This window comes from Flaviramulus basaltis, from assembly GCF_900114265.1.
Taxonomy (GTDB): Bacteria; Bacteroidota; Bacteroidia; order Flavobacteriales; family Flavobacteriaceae; genus Flaviramulus; species Flaviramulus basaltis.
Genome location: NZ_FPKV01000002.1, coordinates 1,126,008 through 1,140,889, shown reverse-complemented (window position 1 = coordinate 1,140,889; position 14,882 = coordinate 1,126,008). Strand labels below are relative to the sequence as shown.

13 protein-coding genes are annotated in these 14,882 nt (G+C 29.7%); 9 read left to right on the top strand and 4 right to left on the bottom strand.

Annotated elements, in window-relative coordinates; genetic code table 11:
- Window positions 1-7: 7 nt before the first annotated feature.
- The 3 genes from BT151_RS11590 to BT151_RS11580 form a co-directional block, all read right to left on the bottom strand.
- Window positions 8-958, bottom strand: coding sequence for a D-2-hydroxyacid dehydrogenase (locus BT151_RS11590; protein ID WP_072402649.1), 951 nt, complete (start codon window positions 956-958; stop codon window positions 8-10).
- An 87-nt stretch (window positions 959-1,045) separates the two neighbouring features.
- A complete protein-coding gene (gene serC, locus BT151_RS11585) occupies window positions 1,046-2,110 on the bottom strand; it encodes a 3-phosphoserine/phosphohydroxythreonine transaminase (protein ID WP_072402312.1) in 1,065 nt (354 codons plus the stop codon).
- A gap of 76 nt (window positions 2,111-2,186) precedes the next feature.
- Entirely contained in the window at window positions 2,187-3,245 is a 1,059-nt protein-coding gene (locus BT151_RS11580) for an acyl-CoA reductase (RefSeq protein WP_072402310.1), read from the bottom strand.
- Between the two features lie 95 nt (window positions 3,246-3,340).
- Here BT151_RS11580 and BT151_RS11575 point away from each other — a divergent pair, with 95 nt between their 5' ends.
- The 9 genes from BT151_RS11575 to BT151_RS11535 all read left to right on the top strand — a co-directional run bounded on the left by BT151_RS11575 (window position 3,341) and on the right by BT151_RS11535 (window position 13,357).
- Window positions 3,341-3,694: a 4Fe-4S dicluster domain-containing protein gene (locus BT151_RS11575; RefSeq protein WP_072402309.1), complete on the top strand. Its 354-nt coding sequence runs from the start codon at window positions 3,341-3,343 to the stop codon at window positions 3,692-3,694.
- Between the two features lie 220 nt (window positions 3,695-3,914).
- Complete coding sequence (locus BT151_RS11570; protein ID WP_084647933.1) at window positions 3,915-5,573, top strand: tetratricopeptide repeat protein; 1,659 nt, start codon at window positions 3,915-3,917, stop codon at window positions 5,571-5,573.
- 349 nt (window positions 5,574-5,922) lie between these two features.
- The gene (locus tag BT151_RS11565) at window positions 5,923-6,696 is read left to right on the top strand and encodes a sterol desaturase family protein (RefSeq protein ID WP_072402305.1); all 774 of its coding nucleotides are present in this window, start codon (window positions 5,923-5,925) and stop codon (window positions 6,694-6,696) included.
- A gap of 6 nt (window positions 6,697-6,702) precedes the next feature.
- Window positions 6,703-7,797 carry an alpha/beta fold hydrolase gene (locus BT151_RS11560; RefSeq protein WP_072402303.1) on the top strand — a complete coding sequence of 365 codons (1,095 nt, stop codon included), beginning with the start codon at window positions 6,703-6,705 and terminating at the stop codon, window positions 7,795-7,797.
- A gap of 47 nt (window positions 7,798-7,844) precedes the next feature.
- Window positions 7,845-8,942 (top strand): DUF1080 domain-containing protein, encoded by a 1,098-nt coding sequence (locus BT151_RS11555; RefSeq protein ID WP_143144289.1) that lies wholly within the window; start codon window positions 7,845-7,847, stop codon window positions 8,940-8,942.
- Window positions 8,943-9,075: 133 nt separating this feature from the next.
- The gene (locus tag BT151_RS11550; protein ID WP_143144288.1) at window positions 9,076-9,543 is read left to right on the top strand and encodes a BP74-related protein; all 468 of its coding nucleotides are present in this window, start codon (window positions 9,076-9,078) and stop codon (window positions 9,541-9,543) included.
- 221 nt (window positions 9,544-9,764) lie between these two features.
- On the top strand, window positions 9,765-11,264 hold the full coding sequence (locus BT151_RS11545; protein ID WP_072402297.1) for a serine hydrolase domain-containing protein: 1,500 nt from the start codon (window positions 9,765-9,767) through the stop codon (window positions 11,262-11,264).
- A 19-nt stretch (window positions 11,265-11,283) separates the two neighbouring features.
- Window positions 11,284-12,216, top strand: a complete 933-nt coding sequence (locus BT151_RS11540) for a M43 family zinc metalloprotease (RefSeq protein WP_084647932.1) — start codon at window positions 11,284-11,286, stop codon at window positions 12,214-12,216.
- Between the two features lie 148 nt (window positions 12,217-12,364).
- A complete protein-coding gene (locus BT151_RS11535; RefSeq protein WP_072402293.1) occupies window positions 12,365-13,357 on the top strand; it encodes a Gfo/Idh/MocA family protein in 993 nt (330 codons plus the stop codon).
- 9 nt (window positions 13,358-13,366) lie between these two features.
- Here the strand turns inward: BT151_RS11535 and BT151_RS11530 are convergent, their stop codons facing one another.
- Window positions 13,367-14,845, bottom strand: a complete 1,479-nt coding sequence (locus BT151_RS11530) for a carboxypeptidase-like regulatory domain-containing protein (protein WP_171946629.1) — start codon at window positions 14,843-14,845, stop codon at window positions 13,367-13,369.
- Between the last annotated feature and the right edge of the window lie 37 nt (window positions 14,846-14,882).

The window sequence follows — 14,882 nt, the reverse complement described above, 5'->3', positions numbered from 1 at the left end:
CTTTTAACTACCCAAGGATACTAATAATTTGAGAGGCTAATTCTGTACCAATTCTATCTTGTGCTTCGTTTGTTGCAGCACCTGTATGAGGTGTTAATGATAGTGCTGGATTCATTAATAACTGCATTTCTGGTTTAGGTTCTTTTTCAAAAACATCTAAAGCTGCTCTCGCTACTTTTCCACTTTCTAAAGCCTTAACAAGTGCTACTTCATTAAGTACACCACCACGAGCTGCGTTGGCTATAATAACACCATCTTTCATGATATTGAATTCTGCTTCGTCAATTACATAGTCTTTTTGTGCAGGAACGTGTAATGTGATAAAATCTGATTGTTTTAAAACATCTTCCTTAGAAATGGTTTTAATTTCAAAGTTTAAAGTTTGTCCATCAAAAAAGTCTAATTCTAAATTAGCTTTTTCTAAAAATGGATCAAAAGCAATTACTTTCATTCCAGCTCCTAGTGCAACTTTAGCAGTAGCTTGACCAATACGGCCAAAACCTAAAACACCTAAAGTTTTTCCTTTTAGTTCTGTACCTTTAGCATAAGCCTTTTTTAATTTACCAAAATTAGTATCACCTTCAAGAGGCATATCTCTGTTAGAGTTATGTAAAAAACGTGCTAATCCATATAAATGTCCAAACACTAATTCTGCAACAGAATGTGAGGAAGCTGCTGGCGTATTAATGACACTAAGTCCTTTTTCACGTGCATATTCTACATCAATATTATCCATACCAACACCACCACGACCAATAATTTTTAATCCTGGACAAGCATCAATTAAATCTTTACGAACTGTTGTTGCACTTCTCACTAATAAAACAGCGATATCTTTTTCGTTGATGTAGTTTATTAATTGCTCTTGTGCTACTGTAGTTGTTATTACTTCATATCCGCCTTTTTCTAGTGCATCAATTCCGCTTTGTGAAACTCCATCGTTTGCTAATACTTTCATTTTTGTTTTTTTTGTCATTGGGAGGAAGTATAACGTGAAAATCTATTAAAGAGATTTTTTTACTTCATTCAGTATGACGATTAATTTTTAAGCTTTACTTTCTAATTCGCTCATTATTTCTACAACAACTTTTACACTATCTAAAGGTAAAGCGTTATACATTGAAGCTCTGTAACCACCAACACTTCGGTGACCATTTAAACCCTCAACACCAGCTTCTTTAAGCATAGTCTCAAAAGTATCTTTTAAGTTTTCGTTTTCTAAAGTAAACGTTGCATTCATGTTAGAACGATCTTCTTTTACCGCAAATCCTTTAAATAATGGGTTTAAATCAATTTCAGAATACATTAAACGCGCTTTCTTTTCATTTTCTTTTTCAATGGCAGCAATACCACCAAGCCCTTTTAACCATTCTAATGTTAACATAGATGTGTATACAGGGAATACTGGAGGTGTGTTGAACATACTACCACTACCAATGTGTTTTTTGTAATCCATCATTGATGGGATTTTACGAGATACTTTTCCTAAAATATCTTCTTTAACAATGACTAAAGTTGTTCCTGCTGGACCCATATTTTTTTGAGCACCTGCATATATTAAGTCGAATTTTGAAAAATCTAGTGTTCTAGAAAAAATATCGCTACTCATATCACAAACCATCGGTATTGGTGAGTTTGGGAATTCTTTCATTTGTGTACCAAAAATGGTGTTATTTGAAGTACAATGAAAATAATCGTAATCCTCAGGAATATCGTACCCTTTAGGAATGTAATTATAATTTGCTTCTTTAGATGATCCTAATTCATAAATATCATCATATATTTTAGCTTCTTTAATAGCTTTATCTGCCCAAGTTCCAGAGTTTATATAACCGGCTCTTTTTTCTAAAAGATTTAAAGCTACCATTAAAAACTGTGTGCTTGCACCACCTTGTAAAAATAATGCTTTATAACCTTTGCCTTCTAAACCTAGTAATTCTAAAGCTAATGACCTGGCATTTTCCATAATATCTACAAAAGCTTTACTCCTGTGGGATATTTCTATTAATGATAAACCGCTGTTATCTAAGTCCATTACTGCCTCTGATGCTTTTAGTAAGACGCTTTGAGGTAAAATGCTTGGTCCTGCACTAAAGTTGTGTTTTTTCATTTTATATGGTAAAAATTAAGTTGCAAAGTTGCTAATTAATTGGGTATTTCATGTTAAAAATTCAATAATTTTTTGGTCAAATTGCTAATAAAAATTCAATAGAATCGACACTATCCGCATAATCCCAAAGATTAGGTTTTTGTGTGTCTCCAAAAGCGATTTCATTTTCTGTAAATCCACTTGAAACAATACATTGAATTTGCTCTTTTTTAGATTCCAATTTCTCTTTCAATTGATTTGCGTCTTCATAATATTCATAAAATAAAGTGGCAATAGGAGATGCATAGCTTTCGTCTTCTTTTATCATAAAAAAGCCATTTTCAAGCATATCAAATTCGCTCATTAAATACACTGCTTTGTTGTAATCGTAATTATTAGCATATTTAGCTTTATCAATAATGGGATGCCAGTGATACATGGCTTCAAAAAACGTGTCAAATTTATAGCCTTTTGGCACAAAGAGTTTAGATACATTTCTGCACCCTAATCCGTAATATCTAAAAATATCTTCGGATAAGTTTTTTAAATCTTCTGTAGTTTCCTTACCAGTTAAAACTCCAACCGAGTTTCTGTTATTTCTAATAATTGATGGTTTCCCTTTAAAATAATATTCAAAGTAACGTGCTGTGTTGTTACTTCCTGTGGCAATAACAGCATCAAAATTTTCTAATTTATTTTCTGTAAATATTATTGTTCCTTTAAATTCTGGTTCAATAAATTCTAAATATTTAGATAAGTAGGGAAGTAGGTGTTTATCGTTTGAGGATTGTTTTATAATAACATGATGACCACTAATTAACACTGAAAGAAAGTCATGAAAACCTACTAAAGGAATATTTCCTGCCATAATAATAGCAACTTGTTTTGGGTTGCTAACTTTAACCGTGTAAGGTTCTAACCATTTGTTTAGATTATCTGTAGTTAATGCTTTTGTCCATGATGCTAAAGCAAACCTTATATTTTCTTTTGTAAACCAACCATTGTGTTCTTCGGCAAGTTTTATTTGATGTTGAAAACCATCAAAGAATAGATTGATGTGTTCAATATTATCTTTCTTTTGTATAACTTCATTAGAAAATTGCTCTAAAAATTCTCCTAATTTTACAAAAGCGTTAATTCTTTGTTGTAATTGCATTCTAATTTGGTTATGAATGGTTTTGGCTTTATTTTTGCAACTGCAAATTTAAGGAAACTCTTGTGAGTTCTTGAAATTTAAAAATAAAAATTACTATGGCAATTATAATAACAGACGAATGTATTAATTGTGGTGCTTGCGAACCTGAGTGCCCAAATACTGCAATATATGAAGGTGCTGACGATTGGAGGTACAAAGATGGAACAAGTTTAGACGGAAAAGTTGTATTAACTAATGGAAATGAAGTTGATGCAGACGAAGCTCAAGAACCTGTTAGTGATGAGATTTACTATATAGTACCAGATAAATGTACTGAGTGTAAAGGTTTTCATGATGAGCCACAGTGTGCTGCGGTTTGCCCTGTAGATTGTTGTGTTCCAGATGACGACCACGTTGAAACGGAAGAAGAGCTTTTAGCAAAACAACGTTTTATGCATCCTGAAGATTAAATAAATAAAAGATATTTAGATTATAAAAAATCCTGAGCCTTAAGCTTGGGATTTTTTTTGTTTATATGAGCTCTGTTAACATTAATAAATATTATGACACAATTATAATCTTATTACGTCTTTAATTTAAAGTTTCCATAGATAAATCCTTAAAATTTAAACTATAAAAGAAAAATATTAACTTTGAATTAATCTTCTTTGATCATATGCTAATAAGATAATGAAAACCTTTTTTGTAATATACATTCTATCTATCTCTACGTTGTGTTTTTCGCAACATAAAATAGACAGCCTTAAAACATTACTTGATAATCAGGTTTCAAAATCTGAGTTTTATGTTGATATTGTTAATGATATAGGATATCAATATTGGATAGTTAACTCAAACGAGTCTCTTAAATATGGTAAACGAGGTTTAAAGTTATCAGATAGTCTTAACTACAAAAAAGGTCAAGCAAAAGCAAACCGTGTATTGGGTGTTGCTTATTGGACAAGAGGAAATCACTTAGAGGCTATTAAACATTTAAATGATGCTTTAAAGCAAAATAAAGCGCTAAATGATTTAGAAAATATTGCTAATTGTACTTTAAACCTAGCCATGGTTTATGCTGCATTGAATGATGAAGAGAAGGCATTAAACATGTATGAAGACGTTATTAACCAGTTCACGGCTTTAAATTTAAAGTCTAGAATTGCTACAACATTTACTAAAATTGGATCTATTTATATTGATCAAAATAAATTTGAAGAAGCAAAGGAATACCTAACAAATGCCTTAAAAATGCATACTGATGAAAATTTCGTCTATGGTATTGCTGAGGCTCATAATAGGCTTGGTGTTTTATATATTAAACTAGATGAAAAAGAGCAGGCGTATTATCATATTCAAAAAGCTATAATCAATGGGAGAGCAGTTAATGATGCTGATGGTATGACAAGCAATCTGATTCAATATGGGAAATTATTAATTCTTGACAATGAGTTTGATACTGCGGAAGAACATTTGGTTTTAGCTGCAAAAAGAGCAAAGGAAAAGAATTTAAAACGATATGAACTTGAGGCTTATAAGGAACTCAAAGATTTAAAGCGTCTTGAAGGAAAACCTGATGAAGCTTTAAATTACTATGATAAATATATTTTTTTAAAGGATAGTATTTTTAACTCTGAAAAAACGATGCGAATTGCTGCTTTAGAATTAAACAATGAAATTGAAAGTAATAAAAAAGAGCTTGAATTATTTGCTGAAAAGGAGTATACTAATAATATTATAAAATGGGCTTTAGTATTAGGTTTATTAACCCTAGTGGTTGTAGCTATAATTTATTATTTAAATTTAATAAAGCGAACATCACAACGAAGAGAATTGCAAATTGCAAAAGAAGAATCCAATAAAACCGAATTAGAAAATTCGAAACTAAAACAACAAGAATTAAGACAAAAATTAGATTATAGAAACAAAGAGCTTACATCTTACACGCTTAATTTTGTTCAAAAGAGTGAATTGTTTCAACAGCTTAAAGAAAAAATAGAATCTTTTAAAGTAGCTTCTCCAAAACAGCAAGAACATATTATTAAGGATCTAAATCATATCATCAGACAGCATATAAATATTGATAGAGATTGGGAAGATTTTAAACGTTATTTTGAAGAAGTGCATACTGGTTTTATTGAAAAATTGAAAGAAAAACATCCAGATTTAAGTTCTAACGATCTTAGAATTTGTGCACTAATACGTCTTAATTTAAATATAAAAGAATCTGCATCTATATTAGGAATTACTGCCGAAAGTGTAAAAACAGCACGTTACAGACTTAGAAAAAAGCTCAATCTTGAGGCAAAAGATGAACTCTTAAGTTATTTTTTAGAATTAGAAAATTAATTTCATCTATTAAAACTTAAATTTTAAATTAATTTTTCTTAAAAATTAATAATTTATTAAATATTGATTTTCAGATATTTAAATGATTTTGTTCACTTGTTGTTTACCTTTTTTTAAGTAAAAATTAAAAGTGGTCTATCTAAATTTTTTAGGTAGACCACTTTTTGTATACATGCTTTATTTTAAAAATTTTCCGTCTGCATCTAGATTTGCACCTTCATTCAAAATCAAAAAATAAACAGTTATGAATTATTCAAAAAACAAAAAACACAAACCTACATTAAACAAATTTGGTTTAACAGAAGAGGTAAATTAAAACAAAAGTTAAATCAACAAAAAATATTTTAAAATGAAAGACATACTTATCAATTTACCAAACCCCATAGATATATTAATAGACCCAGTATCATTAATAGTTTATGCCATATTTGGGGGTTTATTTTTATGGGAGCAACTTTTTCCTGCAAGAGAGTTACCAAAAATTAAATATTGGAAACTTAAAGGACTAATATTTTTTGCAGCATATATGCTTCTTACCAATTACATTCCCTTATTATGGGATGACTTTTTTTCATCCTATCAATTAATAGATTTAAGTCACCTAAATCTAACAGTACAAGTTATTCTTGGAGTGTTTTTGTTTGAACTCGTGCAATATGGTTGGCATATAAGCATGCATAAATCAAACTTTTTATTTAGAGTGTCTCATCAAATGCATCATAGTTCCGAAAGAATAGATGTACCAAGTACTTTTATGTTTAGTGTTAATGATATGATCGGCTTATCACTAGTGGGTTCAGTCACTTTCGCACTTTTGATGGGATTAAGTCCTCAAGCAATAACCATTATTGTTTTATTATTAACTTTTTTAGGGATTTTTCAACACGCTAATATTAAAACTCCAAGATGGATTGGGTATATAATTCAACGCCCAGAGAGTCATAATATTCATCATGCTAAAGGTGTTCATAAATATAATTATACCGATTTACCATTTATAGATATGGTTTTTGGTACGTTCAAAAACCCAAAAAATTACAGATACGAAACTGGGTATTACCTAGGAGCATCAAATAGAATAATAGATATGCTATTATTTAGAGACGTTACATCAAAAAAATAATTAATTATGATACAATTAAAATTAGTAATATATATAGTTGAAATTTTGTTGAATTTAATTTTAGGGATTGAAACCAACACCACGAGAAAATTTGAGCAAAGTAAAATACATATATCATCACAAATAGAAAAGGATTCATTTTCGATAAAATCGAAAAATATCCATCTAAATACTGGAATTCAGATGAAGTATTTAGAGGCTGGAAACAAGAATGGTAGAACAATACTTTTTCTGCATGGTTATACAGACACTTCTCGCTCTTTTGAGCAGTTGATAACTGAACTTTTAAAATTGAATCCAGAATTGAGGTTTATAGCACCAGATTTAAGAGGGCATGGAGATAGTTCTATACCCACTTTAAGTAATTCTAATGGCTTTGGTATTAAAGATTTTACCAATGATATATTAGATTTTATGAAACTTAAAAATTTAACAAAAGTCGATTTGGTAGGTCATTCAATGGGCAGCGTAATTGCTCAAGAAATAGCTTTGGAATATCCAAGCAGAATTTCTTCACTAACAATGATTGGTGCTTTAGTTAATGGCAAAAAGAATCGTGCGATTCAAGAATTCCTGATACCTGAGCTTATTAATAATTGGAAAAAACAGCTTATTGCCCAATATGGAGTCGATTGGAAAAGTAAATCTTATAACTTAACTCCAGAAGATTTAGGGAGTTCAGTTACTGATTTTTTAAAGAAAAATTGGGTAACAGAAGCCGATCTAAAAGCTTCTGTTTTGGAAGCGATTTATTTTGAAACAATTAAAATTCCCTTGGCAACTTGGTTTGGTGCTTTAGAAACTCTTAGTGAGATTGATAACTCTCAAAGAATGAAAAAATTAAGAACACCTACTCTAATCATTTGGGGCGAAGGTGATGAGCTTACGTTAAAAGAAGACCAAGAAAGACTTATTAAGGCTTGTGAAAAAGCAAATGATTTAAATGGAACTCCAGTATATTATAAAAAGTATGGGCCTAAAGGGGAGAAAAGTAAAGCCCCAGGGCATAATTTACATTGGGTAAAAGCAAAAACTGTTGCATCAGATATTATTGAATTAATCAGTGCGGAATATCCTTTTAATTCTACTTTAAACAAATAAGTTAACCTATGAGAACGTTATTAATATTTTTTAAAATGGCTTTTATAATGTCCATTGCAATTTTAAATTTTCAAAAAGGGAATGTGTCATTTTATGATAATAATTGGGCTTTTTCTGAAGGAACTATTTATAAAATCGAACAATTTGATGGAAAAGAAACCTTAGTTCTTAACGGTAGAGCAGAATTAAAAAAAAGTAATTTCAATAATGGAATTATTGAAGTAGATATCCTTGCAAATAGTAAGAGAAGCTTTGCGGAACTTAGTTTTCGCAAACAAAATGGGTCATTCGAAGAAGTTTATCTTCGCATGCATAAAAGCAAACAACCCGATGCTTTACAATATACGCCCATATTTAATGGGGAAAGTAATTGGCAATTGTATAGTGAACATCAGGCTTTTATTGAGTTTAATGAGTTAGGTTGGAATCATCTTCGTGTAGTAGTTTCAAACACAAGTGCAGATGTTTTTGTTAATCACAAAAAGGTATTTACTATTTCCCAACTTAAAACGGATAATGTATTTGGAGCTGTGGGACTTTTTTCCTTGTTTGATAACCGTTTTTCGAATTTTAAGGTCACTAATTCATCCAATAATATTGATTCAAATAATAAAGTTGTTGAAAGAGATTCTACTATAATAAATCAATGGCAAATATCAGAAGCCAGACTCTACAATGTTGATGATTCATTCACGGATGATGATTTTAAAAATCTTAAATATTTCAATGGAAAAACGGAAGTTTCCGGATTATTACCAATATCAAAGTATGTTAAGAAAACGTCGTTTGGCAAATTTGAAAATAATTCTGAGGATTTTGTGGTGGCCCAAGTTGAAGTTAATTCTGAGATAAGACAAAGCAAACGATTTTTGTTTGATTATAGTGATAGAGTAATAGTTTATTTAAACGGAGTTGAAATGTATAATGGAAACAACGCTTTTAGAAGCAAAGGACCCCAATACATGGGGCATCTTAATAGAGAAGCTAATAGCCTTAACTTAAATCTAAAACAAGGCAAAAACATACTAAGATGCATTGTTATTGAGCGCTCAAATGGTTGGGGGATTATGGGGAAATTTGAAGATGTAGAAGGAATTGAAGGAAGTTGGCAGCCTAACTATATTCTAAGAAAAAATAGTATTTAATAGCTATAAAATTATTCCGAATCATCATAAAATTGAAAAGAGCTTGTTTACATACAACTCTATTTTCTATATAAATTACAAAGTTTAAGAGCACACAAAATAATTAATTAAATATTTTCTAAAAAAAACATATATGAAAAAGATATTTTTTAGTTTACTTATAATCATGGGTATTACAGCCCTTTTTTTAACATCTTGCAATAAAGATGATGATAATACACTACCGACAACTAAGCGTTACTTTCGATTTAAAAGTTGCCCAGAAAATACTTATGGAAATTGGCAAGACACATCATTTGTGGCAGCAACGTCAAATCCATTTGTTATCCAACAATGCTTAGATCAATTAAAATTACCTCTTGAATCTAGAAAATTTTTTCCTTTAGGTAAAATTGATGAAGGAAGTTTGGGATATAATAAAAATGGAATGCATTCATTTAACTGGCATTTTGCAGAAGATTCTTGGGAAATGGTTGAGTTAGGAATTGAAATTTATGATGGCTGTGCTTATAGTAATGTTGAACTCAATAATTATAGTGAAAGTTTAGGTAGTTATGGTGGATGGGGTAATAGAATTTTAGAAGAAATAACTAATCATTAATTAATTTTATCATGACGTTTTTCTTAAATTATTTCTACAATTATATTGTATCTAATACTTTTAAATGTCATTCTGTTTGATAAATATATTACAAAGTTTAGGGGGTTTAATAAAATAATTAATTGAATATTTTTTACAATAAGCATTTACTAGAAATTGAAATATTACTATTTAAAAAAAGTCTTTAAGAATATTTATTAGTCAAAATAAAATCATCAATTATGAAAACAAAACAATTCTTTATTGTGCTAGTCACAATTCTCTCAGTAACACTAAATGCACAAAATACAAAAGAAGAAACGATTGATTTTTTTATAGAAAAAACTTTAAGTGAGTTCAAAGAAATTCCAAGTATAGCTATTTCAGTAGTAAAAGATAATAAACCTTATTTTATAAAAACTTATGGTTATACAGATAGTGAAAATAAAATTAAAGCCACAACAGCTTCACCTTATTACATAGCTTCTCTAACAAAATCTTTCGTAGGCTTACTTGCCGCTCAATTAGAGCAAGAGGGTCTTTTAGATTTAAATAAACCTATTACTGAATATACACCTATAAAAAACTTCAAGGATAATAGTGTTTTTAAAAATGTAACTATTACCAACTTATTGTCGCATACAAGTGGTATTAATAATGTGATTTTTACATGGCGATATGCTAGCATTGGAGAATATACAACCATGGATATGATTCGTGTTTTAGAAGAGAAAACAAGTTCTCTTAAAAATAATAAATCGTATCGATATGACAATTTTGGTTATAATGTTTTTGGCTTAATTTTATCTGAAGAATTTGGACTTAATTGGAAAGATTTACTTCAAGAAAAAATATTCAATCCATTACAAATGGTTCATACTTCTTCATATTTATCAAAGGCAGAAAAAAACAATTGGAATATAGCGAAACCATACACATCCATTAACGAGAAAAGATTACCAGAATTAGCGTTAACCCAAAAGGATGACCAAACATTTCAATCAGCCGGAGGTATAATTATGTCTATTGAAGATGCGCAAAAGTGGTTGTTAATAAATATGAATAATGGAGAACTAAATGGTAAACAACTATTAAATAAAGATGTTGTTTTAAGAACACAGTCTAGTATATCAATTACAAAAAATAAAGGCTCTATTTTTAATGATAATAGTTATGGTTTGGGTTGGACAAGGGCCAAATTTGGCTCTCATGATGCATTATATCATTTTGGAGGTTTTGATGGCTATTTTTCACATATTTCCTTTTTACCAGAAGATAATATAGGTATTGCTGTTTTTACAAATGAAAGTCATTTCGGAGATAATGTTTCTAATTTAATAGCTTCTTTTATATATGATTTGTTATTAGAAAATATTAAAAATGAAAATGAATATCAAAACAAGGTTAATCAAGTCGCAAATAAAATAAAATCTATTCAACAGGATTTTGCTGATGATAGATTAGATAGAGCAAATCGAAAATGGACGCTCATGCATGATTTTGAAAACTATTCAGGCAACTACGAAAATAAATATGTGGGTACACTACATATTGAAACTTACAAAAACACATTAAAAGCTAATATTGGTATATCAACAGCAATTGCGACACCTTCTTATAAGGATGATTCTATTCGTGTGGAATTTAAAAATGGACAAGGAAGTGATATTCTATTTGTTTCCAATAATAAAGGTACGTTTGCAGCAGTTTTTGGAGGCAATGTGTATTTAAAAAAACAATAATATATTAAAGAATAAAAGCATGAATACTCAGTTAAACTTAAATATTAACAACATATTATTCACATTTAAAAGTTTTATTTGTTTATCAATTTTGGTTATGTTAGCTTCTTGTGAAAAAGAAGGAATAGAAATAAATCCAAGCCCAATTAACAATGTGTATAAAATACCAGTTGTCATTCATGTTATACATAATGGAGAAATAGTGGGAGAAGGAACAAACCTTTCTGTAGAACGTATTGAAAGACAAATTGAAATACTAAACGAAGATTTTAGAAGAAAAGAAGGAACAAGAGGTTATAATAATAATCCTAATGGTGGAGATTCTAAAATTGAGTTTGTTTTAGCTAAGCAAGACCCAGAAGGAAACCCAATAAACGGCATAAATAGAATAAACAAGAGTATAGTTAATGTGACCGATTTAGGATACAATCAAAACCATTATGCACAATACGCTTATTGGAATACGAGTAATTATATAAATATTTGGACAACACCTTTACCAGAATCAACAGAATGCCTTGTGTTGGGGTCATCAACAGGGCCAGAAACAAATTTACCAGGAACTCAACTTTTATTATTACCACAAGATGGAGATGCAGATGGTGTTTTAATAAATTCGATACATTTTGGAGAATCAGATATAGCTTGTCATGCACGATTTGGAAGAACCTTAACCCACGAAATGGGGCATTATTTAGGGGTGTTACACCCTTGGGCAGGTAATGATTGTGAGTTTAATGATTATTGCGATGACACACCTGCTGTAGATAAACCGGTATATAATATAGCTTTTGTTGGATGTGAGGGAGAACTAGTAGCGGTTAATAATTACATGAGTTGGTCTGACGATGAGTTGATGAATATGTTTTCAAAAGATCAAATTGCCAGAATGCACTATGTTTTAAAGCATCATCAAGGTCGTCATGCTTTGTTGTCAAGTTCTGCACTTTAGTAATAGTTTGAGGTATGATTAATTAAGAATAGGGAAAGTGATTTAGAGAAAATTTCAAATCAAAAGCTTGAGATTTTTTTTGTTTAAAAAGAGATGTATTTCAATTTTTAAATTTAATTAACTTAGCTACTACAAAAACTAATTAAAGATGAGTAAAGCTATTAATTTCATAATTGTAGGAAGCGGAAATATTGCAACCACATACCTTTTAGCTATTAAAAATACTAATGATGCTGAAGTTGTTGGGATAGTATCAAGTAAAACCACAAAGCCTGAAGCGCTTATTCATTTCCCTTTTTTTAAAACAATTTCTGAGGTAAACACTAATTTTGATGCTGTAATTATATGTACACCAAACGGATTGCATCATGTTAGTGCTATTGAAGCAGCAGGTTTAGGTAAGCATGTTTTATGTGAAAAACCAATAGATGTTTCTTTAGAATCTATTGATAAAATGATTAATACTTGTAAAGAAAACAAGGTGCAATTAGCGGTAGCTTATCAAAGGCGCTATAGTTCTGATAATCCTGTTATCAAGAAATTAATTGATGACAATAAACTTGGGAAAATATTTTCGGTAGACTTATCCATAAAAAATTATCGAGATGATGCTTATTACAATTCCTCACCTTATCGAGGAACTTACAAAATTGATGGAGGCGGACCTTTTATTCAACAAGCCTCACATTATATAGATTTGTATTATTGGTATTTTGGCAAACCGAGTAAATTAGTAAGTAAGTTGGGCACATTTGTTCATGATATTGAAGTGGAAGACCACGGAGCTGCTATTTGCTTACATGATTCTGGAATGATTGCCACTATTACAGCTTCTACCGCAACAAAACCTGGGTTTCCTGCAAAAATGGAAATTTATACTAGTAAAGGCTATCTAATTTTAGAAAACGATGTTATTACACATTGGGATATTGAAGGATTGGAAAATCCAACAACAATAAAATCTACTAAAAACACGCATACTGGAGCAGCAACAGCAACAGTAAGCGATACTACAAATCATGAGATTATTTTAAATGATTTTGTAAATGCAATACATACTAATATTGAACCTTTAATAACAGGAGAATCTGCTAGAAATGCCACAGAAATAATTTTAGATATTTACAAAAGCCAATTTTAATATAAAAACCTATTCTTCAACTTTAAAAGCTTTCATTTCTTGTGAAGGCTCTAAAGTTTCTTCATTTTCCCAAGTCGTTTTTTCAAACTTGTTTAAAACCTTAAACGTTACAACATCACTTTGTTTAATTGCAGTAAAATCTTCCAAAGTTAATTTGCTGTTTTCAGTAAATAGAAGTTCTTCTTTATTGCGGTTATCACCTTCAATTTTAAAACTAAAACCAATTTTATTTTTGTCGCTGCTGTTTTCAATAAATTTTAAATCTCTATTTACATAAAAATAGCTTCCAGTAATTTGTTTTAAATATTTGGGTTGGTATTTATTACCGTTGTTTTTTTCAAATAAAAGTAAACCTTCACTAACATTAGCAATATATTTAACTCCTAAAATAAGCTTTAAGTTTATTTTTTCGCCATGTCTATTTTTGTAATAGGTATAATCTACTCGTGTAATCGCAAAATCATCATCAGACACAAATAATTTGCCAGTGTATTTTGCTTTGCCTTTACTTGGAGAAAATGTAATAATATAGTTTAATTCACCATTATTATAGATGAAATCTTCAAAGGTGTATTCATACAAATCTGGATCTATAAGTTTGCTTAAAAACGAATTTTCATAAAATTGTGATTTACGCAATAAACCTTTTGTTTCACTATTTAAATGCTTTATATCAAACTGATTTTTTTGTCTTTTTTCTTTAAATTCATCATCATTTAAAGATAGTGAGTCTTCAATTTTAAAAAGCCCCGTTTTTAATTTATAGGTTTTTGTAGTATCTAAGTATTTTAAAACAATACTCTGTGCTTTGTTTTGAATTTCTTCTACGGAGAAATCATTCTTGTAATCAATTAGTTTTGTGGCTTTGGCGACTACAAGTTTACTGCTGTCTTTATTTAGACTGTATAATTCACCTTTAAAATCGGTGAAATGTTTTATGTCGCTTTCTCTTATTTTTTTTGATAAAGCACTTAAACTTGAATTCGCATCATCAAGATTTTTTTTCTTTACATGAGATGCTTTTTCAATTTCGAAATCTAAACTTTTAAAATCGATATAATCTGTCGTTCTATGAAAGATGTTGTATTTGATAAGGTTTGTGTCGTAATTATCATCAATTCTAGCTTTAACCTTTGCTATAATAGAATCGGCATTTGGTTTTTTATTACTTATAAAAACTTCATTTAATTGGTTGACAGCTTCTTCTAGTTTTATTAAAGAATTTAAATCTTTAATATTTTGAATGCTTAATGTTTTACTTTGATAACCTAAACAAGAAATAGTAACCGTTTTTAAATCATCATTTTCTGTATTTAAAGTAAAATAGCCTTCTTCGTTTGAAATAATCCCGCTATAATCACCAGTTTTAATAGTAGCATAAGGAATTGGATTTCGAGTGTTTTTATCAATAATTTTAGCTGTAATTGATTGCGCGAAGAGTGTTGTGAAACTAATAAAAGTAAAGAGGGTAAAAATAATTTTTTTCATAGCTTGTGTCTTCATCTTTACAAACGATTTAGATGCT